Genomic DNA, 18,172 nt, shown 5'->3' on the forward strand with positions numbered 1-18,172 from the left:
TTTCATTGATATGGTTTGTTGGAGTTTGCTTACATGGCAACGATTAATCAGTTGGTACGTAAGCCTCGTAAACGCAGAGCGGCCAAGAGCGACGTACCTGCTCTGCAGGCTTGCCCGCAGCGCCGTGGTGTATGCACTCGTGTATACACAACTACGCCGAAGAAGCCGAACTCAGCACTGCGTAAAGTGTGCCGTGTTCGACTGACGAACGGCTACGAGGTTTCCTCATACATTGGTGGTGAAGGTCACAACCTTCAGGAGCACAGCGTAGTGCTGATCCGCGGCGGTCGAGTAAAAGACCTTCCGGGTGTTCGCTACCACACTGTTCGCGGAACGCTGGACACTCAGGGTGTACAGAACCGTAAGCAGGGTCGCTCCAAGTACGGTGCAAAACGACCCAAGTCCTGATGTCCCAAACGGGTGTCTTTTATCGTTGTTATGTAGAACGGTAAGAGTAAGGCTGAGTAGCTGATGCTATCTCAGGGGTTCCTGAAGACCTTTTAACAGATAAGGGCTTATCGATGCCTAGAAGAAGAGTTGCAGCAAAACGGGAAATTATCCCGGATCCGAAGTTCAACAGTGCAAGACTGGCCAAGTTCATCAACCACGTTATGGAAAGTGGTAAGAAGGCCGTTGCAGAGCGCATTGTTTATGGCGCGCTCGACATTGTTGCCGACAAGTCAAAAGAAGAGCCGATCGACATGTTCGAGAAGGCCCTGGAAAACATCCAGCCGATGGTCGAGGTCAAATCTCGTCGCGTGGGTGGTGCTACTTACCAGGTGCCTGTCGAAGTAAGGCCTTCGCGTCAGAACGCGCTGGCCATGCGCTGGCTCGTAGAATTCTCACGGAAGCGTGGTGAAAAGTCCATGGCTCAGCGCCTGGCAGGTGAAATCCTGGATGCCGCTGACAGCAAGGGCTCCGCTGTTAAGAAGCGCGAAGACGTTCATCGCATGGCAGAAGCCAACAAGGCGTTCTCTCACTTCCGTTTCTAATAAGCCGAGGTTTATACAGTGGCACGCAAGACTCCGATCAAAAGATACAGAAACATTGGTATTTGTGCGCACGTTGATGCGGGCAAAACCACAACCACCGAGCGGGTTCTGTTCTACACCGGTATTTCTCACAAAATCGGTGAAGTACATGATGGCGCTGCGACCATGGACTGGATGGAGCAGGAGCAGGAGCGTGGTATTACCATCACCTCTGCTGCGACCACCACGTTCTGGCAGGGCATGGACCAGCAGTACGACGAGCACCGCATTAACATCATCGACACCCCGGGACACGTTGACTTTACCATCGAGGTAGAGCGTTCATTGCGTGTACTCGACGGCGCCGTTGTTGTGTTCTGCGGTTCCTCTGGTGTTGAGCCTCAGTCAGAGACGGTATGGCGCCAGGCCAACAAGTACGAAGTTCCTCGCATGGTGTTCGTCAACAAGATGGATCGTGCCGGCGCGAACTTCCTGCGAGTGGTTGAGCAGATTAAGAAGCGTTTGGGTGCGAACTGCGTTCCCGTTCAGCTGCCAATTGGCGCTGAAGACCAGTTTGCGGGTGTTATCGACCTGATTCGTAACAAGGCTATTTACTGGAACGAAGACGACGCGGGTGCGACTTACGACCAGCGTGACGTACCAGCCGAAATGGCGGATGAAGTTGCCAAGTACCGCGAAGAGATGGTGGAGGCAGCAGCCGAAGCAAACGAAGAGCTGATGGAGCGCTATCTCGAAGAAGGCGAGCTGAGCATCGAAGACATCAAGAAAGGTCTTCGTCTGCGCACACTGGCCAACGAGATTGTTATCGCTACCTGCGGTTCTGCGTTCAAGAACAAGGGTGTTCAGGCCGTTCTTGATGCGGTTGTCGAGTTCCTTCCTGCGCCGGACGAAGTTAAAGCCATTCGTGGTGAAATTGACGAAGACGGCACCGAGGAGCTGCGTGAGGCTGATGACAATGCACCTTTCGCTGCACTGGCCTTCAAGATCGCAACCGATCCGTTCGTAGGCACGCTGACCTTCTTCCGGGTTTACTCGGGTAAGCTGGAATCCGGTAACGCGGTCTACAACTCGGTCAAGCAGAAGAAAGAGCGTGTCGGCCGGATGGTTCAGATGCACTCGAAAGAGCGCCAGGAAATCAAAGAAGTTCTGGCGGGCGATATCGCTGCAGCGATTGGTCTGAAGAATGTGACCACAGGTGACACGCTGTGCGACGAGAATCACAAGATCATTCTCGAGCGTATGGAATTCCCGGATCCTGTTATTTCGGTTGCGGTTGAGCCGAAGTCGAAGGCAGACCAGGAGAAGATGGGTACAGCGCTGGGTAAGTTGGCCCAGGAAGATCCGTCTTTCCAGGTTCGTACCGACGAAGAATCCGGTCAGACCATCATCTCCGGTATGGGTGAGCTTCACCTCGACATTATCGTTGATCGCATGAAGCGTGAGTTCAAGGTTGAGGCGAACATTGGTAAGCCACAGGTTGCGTATCGTGAGTGCATCCGTAAGCCGGTAGACGTCGAAGGCAAATTCGTACGTCAGTCCGGTGGTCGCGGTCAGTACGGTCACGTCAAGCTGAAGCTTGAGCCGCTGCCCCTGGACGACGAAGATGGCGATAACTTTATCTTTGTGAACGAAATCGTTGGCGGTGTAGTTCCGAAGGAATACATCCCGGCTGTCCAGCAGGGTATTGAAGAGCAGATGAAGAACGGCTGTCTGGCTGGTTATCCTCTGCTTCGCATCAAAGCCACGCTGTACGATGGTTCCTATCACGACGTTGACTCCAACGAAATGGCGTTCAAGGTCGCGGGTTCCATGGCCATGAAGAAAGGTGCCTTGGAAGCGAATCCGGCACTGCTTGAGCCGCTGATGAAGGTCGAAGTAGCGACTCCCGAGGACTACATGGGTGACGTTGTTGGTGACCTGAACCGTCGTCGTGGCCTGGTGCAGGGTATGGAAGATACCCCAGCGGGCAAGACGATCCGTGCCGAAGTTCCGCTGTCGGAGATGTTCGGTTACGCCACCGATCTGCGTTCTGCAACGCAGGGCCGGGCGTCTTATTCGATGGAATTCTCCCGTTATATGGAAGCTCCTTCGAACATTGCCGATGCGATCATTAAAAAGGGTTGATACCCAGGACTTAAGAAACAGGAAGAGGTGTAACCGTGTCTAAAGAAAAATTTGAGCGTAGTAAACCGCACGTAAACGTGGGCACCATTGGTCACGTAGACCATGGTAAGACCACGCTGACAGCTGCCCTGACTCGTGTATGTCACGAGGTATGGGGAACGGGTTCTGCGAGTGCATTCGACTCGATCGATAACGCACCGGAAGAGAAGGCGCGTGGTATCACCATCGCGACCTCTCACGTTGAGTACGATTCACCGGCACGTCACTACGCACACGTAGACTGCCCGGGCCACGCTGACTATGTGAAGAACATGATCACTGGTGCGGCGCAGATGGACGGCGCGATTCTGGTTTGCTCCGCAGCTGACGGCCCCATGCCGCAGACTCGTGAGCACATCCTGCTGTCCCGTCAGGTAGGCGTTCCTTTCATCGTTGTGTTCCTGAACAAAGCGGACATGGTTGACGATGAAGAGCTGCTTGAGCTGGTTGAGATGGAAGTTCGTGATCTGCTGAGCCAGTACGACTTCCCAGGCGACGACACGCCGATCGTTACCGGTTCTGCGCTGATGGCGCTGGAAGGTAAGGACGACAACGAGATGGGTACTACGGCTGTTAAGAAGCTGGTAGAAGCCCTGGACGAATACATCCCGGATCCTGAGCGTGCGATTGATCAGCCGTTCCTGATGCCGATCGAGGACGTATTCTCTATCTCTGGTCGCGGTACTGTAGTGACCGGTCGTGTAGAGCGTGGCGTACTGAAGACAGGCGACGAAGTTGAGATCGTTGGTCTGAAGGACACCGTGAAGACGACCTGTACTGGTGTTGAGATGTTCCGCAAGCTGCTGGACGAAGGTCGTGCAGGTGAGAACATTGGTGCGCTGCTGCGTGGCACCAAGCGTGACGACGTAGAGCGTGGTCAGGTTCTGGCGGTTCCAGGTTCCATCACTCCGCACACCAAGTTCGAGTGCGAAGTGTATGTCCTGAGCAAAGAAGAAGGTGGTCGTCATACGCCGTTCTTCAAGGGCTACCGTCCGCAGTTCTACTTCCGTACCACCGACGTCACAGGTTCCTGTGAGCTGCCGGAAGGTGTGGAAATGGTAATGCCGGGTGACAACGTCAAGATGAGTGTTACCCTGATCGCCCCGATCGCCATGGAAGATGGCCTGCGCTTCGCGGTTCGCGAAGGCGGTCGTACCGTTGGTGCCGGCGTGGTCTCCAAGATCATCGAGTAATCCTCGTTTGATCCGGAAAAAGGGGCTGATGGTTCAGCCCCTTTTTCTATGTCCGTCGCAGAATCTGACCCGGTAGAGTCACTGCTGAATGCAGTTGACACTGTTGGGTATTATGCATACAATGCGGCTCCTTTTTTTGAAGGTCGGCTAACTAAGTAGCTGCTACGAGTGGAGTTTGGTGCATCATGCAAAGCCAAAAAATTCGAATTCGGTTGAAGGCGTTTGATTATCGCCTTATCGACCAGTCAACGCAGGAGATCGTCGATACCGCGAAGCGGACCGGCGCTCAGGTGCGTGGACCAATTCCTCTGCCGACGCGGAAGGAAAAGTACACGGTTCTGATTTCCCCGCACGTCAATAAAGACGCGCGTGATCAGTACGAGATTCGTACACACAAGCGTTTGCTGGACATCGTCGAACCGACGGAGAAAACAGTAGACGCTCTGATGAAGCTGGATCTGGCAGCGGGTGTAGACGTTCAGATCAGCCTCGGCTAATACCGCCAGGTATTAGTCTGTGTAACTGTCATAAGGCCATAGAGGGTGAAAGCCCCGTACACTAAGAGGTGACACATGGCGATTGGTATTGTCGGTCGTAAGGCCGGTATGACCCGTATTTTTACGGAAGACGGGCAAGCAGTGCCCGTAACGGTAGTCGAGGTTGAGCCCAACCGGATTACCCAACTGAAAACTCTTGAAAGCGATGGCTATCGTGCGGTTCAGGTAACCGTTGGAAAGCGTCGTTCCTCTCGTGTGACCAAGAGCGAAGCAGGCCATTTTGCGAAAGCTGGCGTTGAAGCCGGTCGCGGGCTGTGGGAATTCCGTCTTGCTGACGGTGAAGGTGACGAGCTGACTGCTGGTGGCGAAATCAACGCCTCCATTTTTGAAGACGGTCAGGTTGTCGATGCGATTGGTCAGTCCAAGGGTAAAGGTTTCCAGGGTGGCGTTAAGCGTTGGAACTTCTCCATGCAGGACGCCACACACGGCAACTCCCTTTCTCATCGTGCTCCGGGTTCTATCGGTCAGAACCAGACGCCGGGCAAGGTATTCAAGGGCAAGAAAATGGCGGGCCAGATGGGTAATGCGCAGGTTACTGTGCAGAACCTTCAGGTTGTCCGCGTTGACGCCGAGCGCAACCTTCTGCTGATTCGTGGTGCCGTTCCGGGCGCTACTGGCGGAAATGTTGTCATCAAGCCTGCAGTTAAAGCCTGAGGAGCGGTGCGATGGAATTGACTATTACAGGTAGCGGCAAGGGAATTTCTGTTTCCGACGCTGCGTTTGCCAAAGATTTTAACGAGTCGCTGGTTCATCAGGTGGTCACTGCTTACATGGCAGGTGGTCGTCAGGGAACCAAGGCTCAGAAGACGCGTTCTGAGGTGTCTGGCGGTGGTAAGAAGCCGTGGCGTCAGAAGGGTACAGGTCGTGCCCGCGCAGGTACCATCCGCAGCCCGATCTGGCGTGCCGGTGGTGTGACCTTTGCTGCCAAGCCTCGTGGCTTCGAGCAGAAGGTCAACCGCAAGATGTACCGTGCTGCGATGTGCTCTATTTTGTCCGAGCTGGTTCGTCAGGAGCGCCTGGTGGTGGTAGACGACATGAATGTCGATACCCCGAAGACCAAGGCCTTCAACGCCAAACTGAAAGATCTCGGTGTCAGCAATGCCCTGATTCTGTCCGACAGCGTCGAGCAGAACCTGCATCTGGCGTCACGCAACATTCCTCACGTTGATGTGCGTGATGTTGCTGGTCTGGATCCGGTTAGCCTGGTCGCCTTTGAGAGTGTTGTGGTGACTGTTCCCGCTCTGAAGAAGATTGAGGAGATGCTGGGATGAATCAGGAACGTATTTATCAGGTTCTTTTGGGGCCGCACGTATCAGAGAAAGCTTCGCTGGTTGGTGAAAAAGGCCAGGTGGTTTTCAAGGTAGCTCCGGATGCAACCAAGCCCGAGATCAAGAAAGCCGTTGAGCAGCTGTTCAACGTCACCGTCGAAGGTGTTCAGGTTCTGAACCGTAAGGGTAAGCTCAAGCGCACTATCCGCGGGTTCGGCAAGCGTAATGATCTTCGCAAGGCTTATGTAAAGCTTGCCGAAGGTCAGGACATCGATTTTATGGATGTGGAATAAGGTAAAGGGGTCGTAAAATGCCGATCGTCAAAACCAAGCCAACATCTGCCGGCCGCCGTCACGTTGTAAAGCTCTACAACCCTGATCTTCATCGGGGGCGCCCTTACGAGCCGTTGTTGGAAACATTGAGTAAATCGGGTGGTCGTAACCATTTTGGTCGCATCACTACCCGTCACGTTGGTGGTGGTCACAAGAAGCACTACCGCGTTATTGACTTTAAGCGGACCAAAGATGGTATTCCGGCGACTATTGAGCGCCTGGAATACGATCCTAACCGCTCAGCGCACATTGCGCTCCTGAAGTATGCCGATGGCGAGCGTCGTTACATCATCGCTCCCAAAGGTATGCAGATTGGGGATCCTGTGCGTTCCGGTATCGACGCGCCGATTAAAGTAGGCAGCACGCTTCCGCTTCGGAATATTCCGGTCGGTTCTGTTGTTCACTGCGTCGAAATCAAGCCTGGCAAAGGTGCTCAGCTGGCTCGCTCTGCGGGCGCATCCGTACAGCTGGTTGCTCGGGAGGGGGCTTACGCCACCATCCGCCTGCGTTCAGGTGAAATGCGTAAGGTGCTTGTTGACTGTCGCGCCACATTGGGCGAGGTGTCCAACAGCGAACACAGTCTCAAGCAGCTTGGTAAAGCGGGTGCATCACGTTGGCGCGGTAAACGTCCAACAGTACGTGGTGTTGCTATGAACCCAGTTGACCACCCACATGGTGGTGGTGAAGGGCGTACCTCTGGCGGACGTCACCCGGTAACTCCGTGGGGTGTTCCGACCAAAGGACATAAGACTCGTAAGAACAAGCGTACTGACAAGATGATAGTACGTCGTCGTTCAGCCAAGTAAACGACTACATAGAGGTAAATGCTGTGCCACGTTCTTTGAAGAAAGGTCCTTTTATAGACCTGCATCTGTTGAAGAAGGTCGAGGCAGCTCTGGAAGCGAACGACAAGCGACCGATCAAGACCTGGTCGCGTCGTTCCACGGTCTTTCCGGAGTTTGTAGGCTTGACCATTGCAGTCCACAACGGCAAGCAGCACGTGCCGGTTTATGTCACCGAAGATATGGTAGGACATAAGCTGGGTGAGTTCGCGGCGACGCGTACTTATCGTGGTCATGCGGCCGACAAGAAAGCTAAACGCTGATTGTGAGGGAATAGAAATGGAAGTAGCAGCCAAGTACAAGGGCGCTAACCTCTCAGCTCAGAAAGCACGTCTTGTCGCTGACCAAGTACGTGGAAAGGCTGTTGAGGATGCCCTGAATATTCTGACTTTCAGCCCTAAGAAGGCAGCGGTTGTACTCAAGAAAGCGCTTGAGTCTGCCATTGCCAACGCTGAGCACAACGAAGGTCTGGACGTAGATGATCTGCGGGTTTCCACCGTTATGGTGGATGAAGGTCCGACGCTCAAGCGAATCAAAGCTCGAGCCAAGGGGCGCGCTGACCGTATTTTCAAGCGCACCTGTCATATCACCGTCAAGGTCGCCGACAAGTAGGAGATGCTCAGATGGGTCATAAAGTAAATCCAACCGGCATGCGCCTGGGTGTGATTAAAGAGCACAACTCAGTGTGGTACGCCGAAAAAGCGGAATACGCGAACAACCTGTTGAACGACATTGAGGTTCGTGAATTCCTGGACAAGCGTCTGGTAAAGGCGTCTGTCAGCAAGATTGTGATCGAGCGCCCAGCTCAGAACGCCCGTATCACGATCCATACTGCCCGTCCCGGTATTGTTATCGGTAAGAAGGGCGAAGATGTTGACCGTCTGCGTCGCGAAGTCAGCGACATGATGGGCGTGCCTGTGCACATCAACATCGAAGAAGTCCGCAAGCCGGACCTGGATGCCCGCCTGGTCGCCCAAAACGTGGCCGGTCAGCTGGAGCGTCGTGTGATGTTCCGTCGCGCTATGAAGCGTGCGGTTCAGAACGCTATGCGTCAGGGAGCCAAGGGTATCAAGATTCAGGTAGGCGGTCGTCTCGGGGGCGCTGAAATTGCTCGTTCCGAGTGGTATCGCGAAGGTCGAGTTCCGCTGCACACACTGCGTGCAGACATTGATTACTCGACCTACGAAGCGAAAACCACCTACGGCATCATCGGCGTCAAGGTATGGATCTTCAAAGGTGAGATTCTTGGTGGTATGGAGCAGGTCCGTGCTGACAAGAAAGCCTCTGGGAAGAAAGGTTCTAAGTAAAGGGGCACTCTTATGCTGCAACCAAAACGCACCAAATTTCGCAAGGTAATGAAAGGCCGTAACACCGGTCTTGCGCACCGTGCTAACAAGGTGAGCTTCGGTGAATACGGATTGAAGGCGACCAGCCGTGGACGTATAACTGCGCGCCAGATTGAGGCCGCGCGTCGTACCATGACTCGTCGCATCAAGCGGGGCGGTAAGATCTGGATCCGGGTATTCCCGGACAAGCCGATCTCTAGCAAGCCGCTGGAAGTACGAATGGGTAAAGGTAAGGGTTCTGTCGAGTATTGGGTGGCTGAAATTCAGCCAGGCCGCATGCTCTATGAGATGGAAGGTGTTGCGGAAGATATTGCACGCGAAGCCTTCACTCTGGCGGCGGCGAAACTGCCCGTACAGACCACCTTTGTAACGAGGAAGGTGATGTGATGAAAGCAACAGAGCTGCGTGAAAAGTCAGTCGAGGAGCTGAACAAAGAGCTGATCGACCTCCTGAAGGAGCAGTTCAACCTGCGCATGCGCAAGGCGACAGGTCAGCTGAATCAGTCTCATCTTCTTCAGAAGGTGAAGCGTGACATTGCTCGCGTAAAGACAGTGATGAACGAAAAGGCAGGACAGTAACATGACTGAAGCTACCCAAACTGCCAGAACCCTGAGCGGCAAGGTCGTGAGCAACAAGATGGAGAAATCCATTGTGGTTCTGGTTGAGCGCCAGGTGAAGCATCCTCTGTACGGTAAGTACATGAAGCGTTCATCAAAGATTCATGCTCACGATGAAAGCAATCAGTGCAACATTGGTGACACCGTTACAATCCAGGAAACCCGTCCGGTCTCCAAGACCAAGAGCTGGGCTCTGGTTGAGGTCACCGAGCGTGCATCCAAGGTGTAATTCGCCCGGAGAACAACCATGATTCAGACTCAAACAATGCTTGATGTCGCGGACAACAGCGGTGCACGACAGGTTCAGTGCATCAAAGTTCTGGGCGGTTCACACAGGCGTTACGCCGGCGTTGGGGATATCATCAAGGTGACCGTCAAGGAAGCCATCCCCCGCGGCAAAGTGAAAAAAGGCCAGGTACTGAAAGCTGTTGTAGTGCGTACCCGTAAAGGTGTGCGTCGTCCCGACGGGTCGCTCATCCGTTTTGACGGTAACGCGGCAGTACTTCTGAACAATCAGGACGCACCGATTGGTACCCGTATCTTCGGACCGGTTACCCGTGAACTGCGTAATGAGAAGTTCATGAAAATCATTTCACTGGCACCCGAAGTACTTTAAAGGACCAGAGGCCGGTTATGAAAAAGATCAAACGAGATGACGAAGTCATCGTCACTACGGGCAAAGACCAGGGCAAACGTGGTAAGGTCCTGAAAGTTCAGGACGATGGTCGCGTGATTGTTTCAGGGATCAACATGATCAAGAAGCACACGAAACCGAACCCGATGGCTGGCACCCAAGGTGGCATCGTCGAGAAAGAAGCACCTATCCAGGCTTCCAACGTGGCTATTTTTAATCCGCAGACCGGCAAAGCCGATCGCGTAGGCTTCCAGATCAAGGAAGACGGCGCCAAAGTGCGGATCTTTAAGTCCACGAAAGAAGTCGTCGATAACCAGTAAGCGGTGGTGGTTACGATGCTTAATATGAAAGAGCAGTACAGTAAGGAAGTGGTACCCGCCCTGCAGAAAGAGTTCGCTTACAAGAACCCGATGCAGGTGCCGCGTATCGAGAAGATCACCCTAAACATGGGTGTCGGCGAAGCGGTCGGTGACAAAAAGCTGATTGAAAATGCTGTGGCGGATCTTGAAGCCCTGGCAGGTCAAAAAGCAGTTGTTACCGTGGCGCGTAAGTCCGTTGCGGGTTTTAAAATCCGTGAAGGCTGGCCGATCGGTTGCAAGGTTACCCTGCGCGGTGAGCGCATGTGGGATTTCTTCGATCGTCTGGTTCACATTGCGGTTCCCCGCATTCGTGACTTCCGCGGTCTGAATCCCAAGTCCTTCGATGGTCGTGGTAACTACAGCATGGGTGTGCGTGAGCAGATCATTTTCCCGGAGATTGAGTACGACAGAGTCGACAAGATCCGTGGTCTTGACATCACCATTACCACCACTGCCGGTACCGACGACGAAGGTCGCGAACTGTTGAAAGCCTTCGGCTTTCCGTTCAAGAAATAAGGAACGAGTGTAATGGCTAAGGTTTCCATGAAGAACCGAGAGTTCAAACGCGAGAAAACGGTTGCGAAATACGCAGCCAAGCGTGCTGAGCTCAAGGCGATTATCAAAAACCCGAATACCAGCGATGATGACCGTTGGGATGCGCAAGTGAAGCTCCAGAAGCTTCCACGTAACGCAAGCCCGTCGCGTCTTCGTAATCGTTGCCAGGTGACAGGTCGTCCTCACGGCGTTCTGCGCAAGTTCAAGCTTTCTCGCATCAAACTGCGTGAAGCCGGCATGCGCGGTGATGTTCCGGGTCTGACCAAAGCAAGCTGGTAAAGGCAGGTATCAGGCGCTAAGCCAGGTACCCGTTGGTAAGCGGTGCAAGGCGCCGCTGCACAACTAAAAAGAGCAGGAGTCTCATACCAATGAGTATGCAAGATACGCTTGCGGATATGTTTACGCGTATTCGTAATGCCCAGATGGCACAGAAGGCCGACGTGGCCATGCCGTCTTCCAAGATGAAGGTCTCCGTGGCCCAGGTCCTGAAGGACGAAGGTTACGTTGAAGATTTTTCCGTTTCAGCTGATGCCAAACCCCAGCTGACGATCAGCCTCAAATACTTTGGCGGCAAGCCGGTTATTGAAGAGATCAAGCGGGTCAGTCGTCCGAGTCTGCGTCAGTTCCGGGGTACCGGTGAACTGCCGAAAGTGTCCGGCGGTCTGGGTGTCGCTATTATCTCCACGTCCAAGGGCGTGATGTCTGATCGTGCTGCCCGCGCCGCTGGCGTTGGTGGCGAAATCATCGGCACCGTATTTTAGGAGAACACTATGTCCAGGGTTGCCAATAATCCTGTCGTTCTGCCTTCCGGTGTTGAGGTTAAGCTGAACGGACAGGAAATTAACGTGAAGGGCTCCAAGGGAGCGCTTCAGCACACGATCCATCAGGCGGTTGAAGTTAAGCAGGAAGAAAATGTTCTGCGTTTCGCCGCCCGTGATGGTGCTCAGCAGTCCCGCGCTCTCGCTGGTACGACTCGCGCGCTGGTCAACAATATGGTGACCGGTGTGACTACGGGTTGGGAGCGTAAGCTGTCACTGACGGGCGTAGGCTACCGTGCGCAAGCGCAGGGTAAGAAGCTCAACTTGACACTGGGTTTTTCACACCCGGTTGAATATGAGCTGCCCGAGGGGATTACCGCAGAGACTCCGTCCAATACGGAAGTCGTCATTCGCGGTATCGACAAGCAACAGGTTGGCCAGGTCGCTGCGGAAGTCCGCGCGTTCCGTCCGCCCGAGCCTTATAAGGGTAAGGGTGTTCGTTATGCGGATGAGCAGGTCAGACGCAAAGAAGCCAAGAAGAAATAAGGCGGGACTATGAGCGCGAATAACGAAAGACTGCGTCGCGCACGTAAAGTGCGCATGAAAATCCGTAGGTTGGGTACTGACCGTCTGTGCGTTCACCGCACGCCGCGTCATATGTACGCCCAGGTTACGACTGCAGACGGCAGCAAAGTCATTGCCGCTGCCTCCACGTTGGATAAGGACCTGCGCCAGGGTGCAACCGGTAACGTGGACGCCGCTAAAAAGGTGGGTCAGCTGATTGCTGAGCGTGCCAAGGCGGCAGGAGTGGAACGGGTCGCGTTTGACCGTTCCGGTTACCGTTATCACGGTCGCGTACAGGCTCTGGCCGACGCTGCCCGTGAAGCTGGCTTGCAATTCTAAGAGGTGGAGAGAATGAGCGTTAACGAACAGAAGGCGCCTGAGCTCCAGGAAAAGCTGGTTCAGGTCAATCGCGTCGCCAAGGTGGTTAAAGGCGGTCGTATCTTCGCCTTCACCGCACTGACGGTCGTGGGTGATGGCAAAGGTCGCGTTGGTTTCGGTCGTGGCAAGGCGCGTGAAGTGCCGGTTGCGATTCAGAAAGCCATGGAAGCTGCGCGCAAGAACATGGTTGAGGTCCCTCTGGACGGCAACACCCTGCAGTACGCTGTAAAAGCGCAGCACGGTGGGTCCAAGGTCTATATGCAGCCAGCGTCAGAAGGTACAGGTATCATCGCCGGTGGTGCGATGCGTGCAGTACTGGAAGTAGCCGGTGTGCAGAACGTACTGTCCAAGTGTTACGGGTCTACTAACCCGGTCAACGTGGTACGTTCCACCATCAAGGGTCTCCAGGCGACTCACGCGCCTGAAGATATTGCAGCCAAGCGCGGTAAATCCGTCGAAGAGATTCTGGGTTGAAGTCATGGCGAACGCAAAGACGATTAAAGTAACACTGACCCGCAGCCCGATCGGCTGCCAGCCCAAGCACAAGCTGTGCGTCAAGGGCCTGGGTCTTCGTAAAATCGGTCATACCGTGGAAGTGGAAGATACTCCTTCCGTTCGTGGCATGATCAACCGGGTTAACTACCTGGTGCAGGTAGAGGAGAACTAAGATGCGTTTGAACGAACTTAGTCCAGAGCCTGGTTCACGTCCGGCCGCCAAGCGCGTAGGTCGTGGTATTGGTAGCGGTCTTGGTAAGACCGGCGGCCGTGGTCACAAGGGTCTGAAAGCTCGCTCTGGTGGTTCTGTAGCGCCAGGTTTCGAGGGTGGTCAGCAGCCTCTGGTTCGTCGTCTGCCGAAGTTCGGTTTTACATCTCGCCAACAGCGTTATGTAGCCGAAATTCGTCTGAACGAGCTGGCCAAGGTCGACGGTGACGTCGCTGATCTTGACGCCCTGAAGAAGGCGGACATCGTTCGTGAAGAGATTCGCGAAGCGAAGGTGATTCTGTCCGGTGAACTCAGCCGTGCGGTCACGGTCAAGGGTCTCAAGGTGACGAAAGGCGCACGCGAGGCGATCACTGCCGCGGGCGGTAAAGTCGAAGACTAAGGCGAGTCGAGGACTAAATGGCCAAGACAGCATCATTGCCTGCGGGCGGAGGAAAAGGACTGGCAGAGCTGCGTTCGCGGCTCTGGTTTGTCTTTCTGGCACTGTTGGTGTACCGAATCGGTGCCCATATTCCAGTGCCGGGTATCAATCCCGATCGCCTGGCAGCTTTGTTTGAGCAGAATCAGGGCACCATCCTGAGCATGTTCAACATGTTCTCTGGTGGTGCGCTTGAGCGTATGAGCATCTTCGCGCTTGGCATCATGCCTTACATTTCTGCCTCGATTATTATGCAGCTCATGACGGCGGTCAGTCCGACGCTAGAGCAGCTGAAGAAAGAGGGAGAGGCGGGTCGTCGCAAGATCAGCCAGTACACCCGGTATCTGACGGTTGTTCTCGCACTTGTTCAGGGTGCGGGCATTTCCGTAGGCCTGGCGTCTCAGGGCGTCACCTTTAATGACAGCTTCAGCTTCCACTTTGTGGCAGTCGTATCGTTTGTAAGCGGCGCGGTCTTCATGATGTGGCTTGGCGAACAGATCACCGAGCGTGGTGTCGGTAACGGCATTTCTCTCTTGATCTTCGCTGGTATCGTGGCCGGGTTGCCCGGTGCGATCGGCCAAACGCTGGAACAGGCGAGAAATGGCGAGATGAGCCTTCTGGTTGTTCTGGGGATTGGTATCCTTGCGGTTGCCGTCATTGGTTTTGTGGTGTTCATGGAGCGTGGTCAGCGTCGTTTGACGATCAACTACGCCAAGAGACAGCAGGGGCGAAGAGTATTTGCCCAGCAGTCCAGCCATCTGCCGCTGAAGGTCAATATGGCCGGTGTGATTCCGCCGATTTTCGCGTCATCGATTCTGCTGTTCCCGGCTTCAATGGGCCAGTGGTTCGGTCAAGGCGAAGGAATGGAATGGCTGGGCAGTCTGTCTCAGGCACTGGCGCCAAGTCAGCCGCTGTACATCATTCTGTTCGCGGCTGCGGTTGTGTTCTTCTGCTTCTTCTATACGGCGTTGATGTATAACCCGAAAGAAGTCGCTGACAATCTCAAGCGCTCTGGCGCGTTTATACCGGGCATTCGCCCAGGTGATCAGACTGCCAAGTATATCGATGGCGTTCTGACTCGTCTGACCTTGTTCGGTGCAATGTACATCGCAGCAGTGTCCCTGTTCCCACAGTTTCTGATGGTGGCTGGGAATGTGCCCTTCTATCTGGGCGGCACCTCACTGCTGATTGTTGTAGTCGTGGTGATGGATTTCATGGCTCAGGTTCAGTCGCACCTGATGTCTCATCAATATGATTCATTGATGAAGAAGTCCAATCTCAAGGGCTATGGTCGGAACGGTTAATCCGTTCCCCTTGAAAACTGGAGTCGACAATGAAAGTACGCGCTTCGGTAAAGAAAATTTGCCGTAACTGCAAAGTAATTCGTCGGAATGGCTCAGTACGAGTCATTTGCACGGAGCCTCGTCACAAGCAGCGTCAGGGTTAATCCTTACGGATTCAGCACTGACATTGTCGAGGGTACGATTTATAGCGCTTGACCTCATGCGGGGTCAGGCGCTATTATTTCGCGCCCTTTTCGTGGCGGAAAATTCACACAGCAAAGCTTTGAACGCGGAGTAATTTGGATGGCACGTATAGCCGGTGTCAATATACCCGATCACAAACATGCTGTTATCTCTCTGACTTACATTTTTGGAGTCGGTAAGACAGCAGCCCAGAAGCTTTGCGATGCAACCGGCGTTAAGCCGGACGTCAAGGTCAAAGACCTGAGCGACGAGCAACTTGAGTCACTTCGTACCGAAGTGGGCAAGCTGTCAGTCGAAGGCGATCTGCGTCGTGAAGTTCAGATGAACATTAAGCGTTTGAAGGATCTCGGTTGCCACCGTGGTCTGCGTCACCGTCATGGGCTTCCAGTCCGTGGACAGCGTACGAAGACCAACGCACGCACCCGTAAAGGTCCTCGCAAACCTATTCGTAAGTAACAGGTAGGCAAACATGGCAAAGCCAGGTACACGTACCCGTAAAAAGGTGAAAAAGACGGTTGTTGATGGCGTCGCGCACATTCACGCGTCCTTCAACAACACTATCGTGACCATTTCAGACCGTCAGGGCAACGTACTGTCCTGGGCCACTTCCGGTGGTTCTGGTTTCCGTGGGTCGCGCAAGAGTACACCTTTTGCTGCGCAGGTAGCAGCTGAAAGAGCCGGTAATGCGGCTGCTGAATACGGCCTTAAAAACCTGGACGTAGAGGTTAAAGGTCCGGGGCCCGGACGTGAATCCGCTGTACGCGCGCTTAACGGCTGCGGGTACAAGATCACTAACATCACTGATGTGACGCCGATTCCCCACAACGGTTGTCGTCCGCCCAAAAAGCGCCGCGTCTAACACAGGAGACAGTGAATTATGGCTCGTTACATAGGCCCGAAGTGCAAGCTGTCTCGTCGTGAAGGGACAGATCTATTTCTGAAGAGCGGTGTTCGCGCGCTCGATTCAAAGTGCAACATCGAGACTCCGCCGGGTATGCACGGCGCGCGTCGCGGTCGTCTGTCCGAATATGGCGTACAGCTTCGTGAAAAACAGAAAGTCCGTCGTATCTACGGCGTACTCGAAAAGCAATTCCGCAACTATTACAAAGAGGCCGCCCGCATCAAGGGTGCAACCGGTGAGAACCTGTTGCAGCTGCTGGAAGGTCGCTTGGATAACGTTGTGTATCGCATGGGTTTCGGTTCGACCCGTGCTGAGTCCCGTCAGCTCGTTTCGCACAAGGCGATTCTGGTGAACGATAAGATGGTGAACATCCCATCTTATCAGGTTAAGCCAGGTGACGTCGTGAGCGTGCGCGAAAAGGCAAAAAACCAGCTGCGTGTTAAAGGCGCACTGGATCTTTCAGCCAGCCGTGCACCGGTGAGCTGGGTAGAGGTCGACGCCAGCAAGATGTCCGGCGTTTACAGATCAGTGCCTGAGCGTACTGAACTGCCGGCCGACATCAATGAGAACCTCATCGTCGAGCTTTACTCCAAGTAAAGCCTGATTTGCAACGTAAGTAGCAACGATAGCAGATAGGGGCGTCTATGCAGCGTTCAGTACATGAGTTATTGACACCTCGTACCATTGACGTGAAAGAATCCAGCGCCATGCGTGCCAAGGTGACGCTTGAGCCTCTCGAGAGAGGCTTTGGTCATACCCTGGGCAGCGCTCTGCGCCGGATCCTTTTGTCCTCAATGCCGGGCTGCGCGATCACCGAGGCACAGATCGACGGTGTTTTGCACGAGTACAGCGCGATTGAAGGTGTTCAGGAAGACGTCATCGAGATTCTTCTGAATCTCAAGGGCGTCGCTGTAAAAATGGGCGGCCGGGACGATGCTGAGGTAACACTCAGCAAGAAAGGCCCGGGCGTTGTCACCGCTGGTGATATCACTCTTGATCACGATGTGGAAATCACCAACCCGGATCATGTGATTTGTCACTTGAGCGGTAATGGTGAAGTCAACATGCGACTCAAGGTTGCACGTGGTCGTGGCTATGAGCCAGCTGACCAGCGTGGTCTTGAAGAAGATGAGACTCGTGCCATCGGACGCCTGCAGCTGGACGCCACGTTCAGCCCTGTTCGCCGTGTCGCGTACGCTGTAGAAAGCGCACGTGTTGAACAGCGCACGGACCTGGACAAGCTGGTTATTGATCTGGAGACCAATGGCACCATCGATCCGGAAGAAGCGATTCGCCGGGCCGCTACCATTCTCCAGCAGCAGCTGGCTGTGTTTGTTGACTTTGATCACGAGAAAGAGCCTGAGCGCGTTGAGGAAGAGGAGGAGATTGATCCGATTCTTCTGCGTCCGGTCGATGATCTTGAGTTGACGGTTCGTTCAGCAAACTGCTTGAAGGCTGAGAACATTTACTACATCGGCGATCTGATTCAGCGCACCGAAGTTGAGCTGCTGAAGACGCCTAATCTGGGTAAAAAGTCGCTCACCGAAATTAAAGACGTGCTCGCATCGCGTGGCCTGTCTCTCGGTATGCGTCTTGATAACTGGCCGCCGGCTAGCCTACGTGGCGACGACCGGGTTCTGGGCGGTTAATCGCCGATTAGTTTAAGGTAAGGAATTAGAGCAATGCGTCATCGTAAGAGTGGTCGTAAGTTCAGTAGGACCAGTGCGCATCGCAAGGCCATGTTCCGTAACATGACTGCGTCACTGGTTGAACACGAGCTGATCAAAACTACGCTCCCCAAGGCGAAAGAACTTCGCCGGGTGGCAGAGCCTTTGATCACGCTGTCAAAGAAAGATTCGGTCGCGAATCGTCGTCTGGCGTTTTCACGCCTGCGTGACGACGCAGCGGTTGCCAAGCTGTTTAACGAGCTTGGTCCCCGTTACAACGAGCGTCCGGGTGGATATCTCCGTATCCTGAAGTGCGGCTTCCGTGCTGGCGACAACGCACCTATGGCGTTTGTCGAGCTGATCGGTCGCCCACTGGATGTGGAAGTTGAAGAGGTTGAGGAAGGCGAAGAGTAAGTCTTC

At 54.2% G+C, this 18,172-nt stretch carries 32 protein-coding genes; all 32 read left to right on the plus strand.

Annotation, left to right across the window (positions count from 1 at the left end; translation table 11 throughout):
* Positions 1-33: 33 nt before the first annotated feature.
* Entirely contained in the window at positions 34-408 is a 375-nt protein-coding gene (gene rpsL / locus QLQ17_RS15445) for a 30S ribosomal protein S12 (protein WP_283210510.1), read from the plus strand.
* A gap of 113 nt (positions 409-521) precedes the next feature.
* Positions 522-992 carry a 30S ribosomal protein S7 gene (gene rpsG / locus QLQ17_RS15450; RefSeq protein WP_283210511.1) on the plus strand — a complete coding sequence of 157 codons (471 nt, stop codon included), beginning with the start codon at positions 522-524 and terminating at the stop codon, positions 990-992.
* Positions 993-1,010: 18 nt separating this feature from the next.
* Positions 1,011-3,116: an elongation factor G gene (fusA, locus tag QLQ17_RS15455; RefSeq protein ID WP_283210512.1), complete on the plus strand. Its 2,106-nt coding sequence runs from the start codon at positions 1,011-1,013 to the stop codon at positions 3,114-3,116.
* Positions 3,117-3,151: 35 nt separating this feature from the next.
* Positions 3,152-4,348: an elongation factor Tu gene (tuf, locus tag QLQ17_RS15460; RefSeq protein WP_283210501.1), complete on the plus strand. Its 1,197-nt coding sequence runs from the start codon at positions 3,152-3,154 to the stop codon at positions 4,346-4,348.
* 185 nt (positions 4,349-4,533) lie between these two features.
* Complete coding sequence (gene rpsJ / locus QLQ17_RS15465) at positions 4,534-4,845, plus strand: 30S ribosomal protein S10 (RefSeq protein WP_004580743.1); 312 nt, start codon at positions 4,534-4,536, stop codon at positions 4,843-4,845.
* 75 nt (positions 4,846-4,920) lie between these two features.
* Positions 4,921-5,559, plus strand: coding sequence for a 50S ribosomal protein L3 (gene rplC / locus QLQ17_RS15470; protein WP_283210513.1), 639 nt, complete (start codon positions 4,921-4,923; stop codon positions 5,557-5,559).
* An 11-nt stretch (positions 5,560-5,570) separates the two neighbouring features.
* Positions 5,571-6,176, plus strand: coding sequence for a 50S ribosomal protein L4 (gene rplD / locus QLQ17_RS15475; RefSeq protein WP_283210514.1), 606 nt, complete (start codon positions 5,571-5,573; stop codon positions 6,174-6,176).
* Entirely contained in the window at positions 6,173-6,466 is a 294-nt protein-coding gene (gene rplW / locus QLQ17_RS15480; protein WP_283210515.1) for a 50S ribosomal protein L23, read from the plus strand. Before rplD ends, rplW begins: the two co-directional genes overlap by 4 nt.
* Positions 6,467-6,483: 17 nt before the next feature.
* Entirely contained in the window at positions 6,484-7,311 is an 828-nt protein-coding gene (gene rplB, locus QLQ17_RS15485; protein WP_283210516.1) for a 50S ribosomal protein L2, read from the plus strand.
* A gap of 23 nt (positions 7,312-7,334) precedes the next feature.
* Positions 7,335-7,610 carry a 30S ribosomal protein S19 gene (gene rpsS, locus QLQ17_RS15490; RefSeq protein WP_150914340.1) on the plus strand — a complete coding sequence of 92 codons (276 nt, stop codon included), beginning with the start codon at positions 7,335-7,337 and terminating at the stop codon, positions 7,608-7,610.
* A gap of 16 nt (positions 7,611-7,626) precedes the next feature.
* Positions 7,627-7,959: a 50S ribosomal protein L22 gene (rplV, locus tag QLQ17_RS15495; protein ID WP_283210517.1), complete on the plus strand. Its 333-nt coding sequence runs from the start codon at positions 7,627-7,629 to the stop codon at positions 7,957-7,959.
* An 11-nt stretch (positions 7,960-7,970) separates the two neighbouring features.
* The gene (gene rpsC, locus QLQ17_RS15500) at positions 7,971-8,654 is read left to right on the plus strand and encodes a 30S ribosomal protein S3 (RefSeq protein WP_283210518.1); all 684 of its coding nucleotides are present in this window, start codon (positions 7,971-7,973) and stop codon (positions 8,652-8,654) included.
* 12 nt (positions 8,655-8,666) lie between these two features.
* The gene (gene rplP / locus QLQ17_RS15505; RefSeq protein WP_283210519.1) at positions 8,667-9,080 is read left to right on the plus strand and encodes a 50S ribosomal protein L16; all 414 of its coding nucleotides are present in this window, start codon (positions 8,667-8,669) and stop codon (positions 9,078-9,080) included.
* Positions 9,080-9,271 (plus strand): 50S ribosomal protein L29, encoded by a 192-nt coding sequence (gene rpmC, locus QLQ17_RS15510; protein WP_283210672.1) that lies wholly within the window; start codon positions 9,080-9,082, stop codon positions 9,269-9,271. Before rplP ends, rpmC begins: the two co-directional genes overlap by 1 nt.
* Position 9,272: 1 nt before the next feature.
* Positions 9,273-9,539 (plus strand): 30S ribosomal protein S17, encoded by a 267-nt coding sequence (rpsQ, locus tag QLQ17_RS15515; protein WP_007154006.1) that lies wholly within the window; start codon positions 9,273-9,275, stop codon positions 9,537-9,539.
* A gap of 18 nt (positions 9,540-9,557) precedes the next feature.
* Complete coding sequence (gene rplN, locus QLQ17_RS15520) at positions 9,558-9,926, plus strand: 50S ribosomal protein L14 (RefSeq protein ID WP_283210520.1); 369 nt, start codon at positions 9,558-9,560, stop codon at positions 9,924-9,926.
* Between the two features lie 17 nt (positions 9,927-9,943).
* On the plus strand, positions 9,944-10,264 hold the full coding sequence (gene rplX, locus QLQ17_RS15525) for a 50S ribosomal protein L24 (protein WP_283210521.1): 321 nt from the start codon (positions 9,944-9,946) through the stop codon (positions 10,262-10,264).
* A gap of 15 nt (positions 10,265-10,279) precedes the next feature.
* Entirely contained in the window at positions 10,280-10,819 is a 540-nt protein-coding gene (gene rplE, locus QLQ17_RS15530) for a 50S ribosomal protein L5 (protein WP_283210522.1), read from the plus strand.
* Between the two features lie 12 nt (positions 10,820-10,831).
* Positions 10,832-11,137 carry a 30S ribosomal protein S14 gene (gene rpsN, locus QLQ17_RS15535; protein WP_283210523.1) on the plus strand — a complete coding sequence of 102 codons (306 nt, stop codon included), beginning with the start codon at positions 10,832-10,834 and terminating at the stop codon, positions 11,135-11,137.
* Between the two features lie 89 nt (positions 11,138-11,226).
* Positions 11,227-11,619, plus strand: a complete 393-nt coding sequence (gene rpsH, locus QLQ17_RS15540; RefSeq protein WP_283210524.1) for a 30S ribosomal protein S8 — start codon at positions 11,227-11,229, stop codon at positions 11,617-11,619.
* Between the two features lie 9 nt (positions 11,620-11,628).
* Complete coding sequence (gene rplF / locus QLQ17_RS15545; RefSeq protein ID WP_283210525.1) at positions 11,629-12,162, plus strand: 50S ribosomal protein L6; 534 nt, start codon at positions 11,629-11,631, stop codon at positions 12,160-12,162.
* Between the two features lie 9 nt (positions 12,163-12,171).
* Positions 12,172-12,519, plus strand: coding sequence for a 50S ribosomal protein L18 (gene rplR / locus QLQ17_RS15550; RefSeq protein WP_135804362.1), 348 nt, complete (start codon positions 12,172-12,174; stop codon positions 12,517-12,519).
* Between the two features lie 12 nt (positions 12,520-12,531).
* A complete protein-coding gene (rpsE, locus tag QLQ17_RS15555; RefSeq protein ID WP_283210526.1) occupies positions 12,532-13,032 on the plus strand; it encodes a 30S ribosomal protein S5 in 501 nt (166 codons plus the stop codon).
* A gap of 4 nt (positions 13,033-13,036) precedes the next feature.
* Positions 13,037-13,225: a 50S ribosomal protein L30 gene (gene rpmD / locus QLQ17_RS15560; RefSeq protein WP_283210527.1), complete on the plus strand. Its 189-nt coding sequence runs from the start codon at positions 13,037-13,039 to the stop codon at positions 13,223-13,225.
* 1 nt (position 13,226) lies between these two features.
* A complete protein-coding gene (gene rplO / locus QLQ17_RS15565; RefSeq protein WP_283210528.1) occupies positions 13,227-13,661 on the plus strand; it encodes a 50S ribosomal protein L15 in 435 nt (144 codons plus the stop codon).
* A 17-nt stretch (positions 13,662-13,678) separates the two neighbouring features.
* On the plus strand, positions 13,679-15,001 hold the full coding sequence (gene secY, locus QLQ17_RS15570; protein WP_283210529.1) for a preprotein translocase subunit SecY: 1,323 nt from the start codon (positions 13,679-13,681) through the stop codon (positions 14,999-15,001).
* Between the two features lie 29 nt (positions 15,002-15,030).
* Complete coding sequence (gene rpmJ / locus QLQ17_RS15575) at positions 15,031-15,144, plus strand: 50S ribosomal protein L36 (protein ID WP_004580765.1); 114 nt, start codon at positions 15,031-15,033, stop codon at positions 15,142-15,144.
* A 139-nt stretch (positions 15,145-15,283) separates the two neighbouring features.
* On the plus strand, positions 15,284-15,640 hold the full coding sequence (gene rpsM / locus QLQ17_RS15580) for a 30S ribosomal protein S13 (RefSeq protein ID WP_283210530.1): 357 nt from the start codon (positions 15,284-15,286) through the stop codon (positions 15,638-15,640).
* 13 nt (positions 15,641-15,653) lie between these two features.
* Positions 15,654-16,043: a 30S ribosomal protein S11 gene (gene rpsK / locus QLQ17_RS15585; protein ID WP_004580767.1), complete on the plus strand. Its 390-nt coding sequence runs from the start codon at positions 15,654-15,656 to the stop codon at positions 16,041-16,043.
* A gap of 18 nt (positions 16,044-16,061) precedes the next feature.
* Positions 16,062-16,682 (plus strand): 30S ribosomal protein S4, encoded by a 621-nt coding sequence (rpsD, locus tag QLQ17_RS15590; protein WP_283210531.1) that lies wholly within the window; start codon positions 16,062-16,064, stop codon positions 16,680-16,682.
* A gap of 47 nt (positions 16,683-16,729) precedes the next feature.
* A complete protein-coding gene (locus QLQ17_RS15595; RefSeq protein WP_283210532.1) occupies positions 16,730-17,734 on the plus strand; it encodes a DNA-directed RNA polymerase subunit alpha in 1,005 nt (334 codons plus the stop codon).
* A 33-nt stretch (positions 17,735-17,767) separates the two neighbouring features.
* Entirely contained in the window at positions 17,768-18,166 is a 399-nt protein-coding gene (rplQ, locus tag QLQ17_RS15600; protein ID WP_283210533.1) for a 50S ribosomal protein L17, read from the plus strand.
* Positions 18,167-18,172: the final 6 nt, after the last annotated feature.

The organism is Marinobacter sp. CHS3-4 (assembly GCF_030053415.1).
Classification (GTDB): Bacteria; Pseudomonadota; Gammaproteobacteria; order Pseudomonadales; family Oleiphilaceae; genus Marinobacter.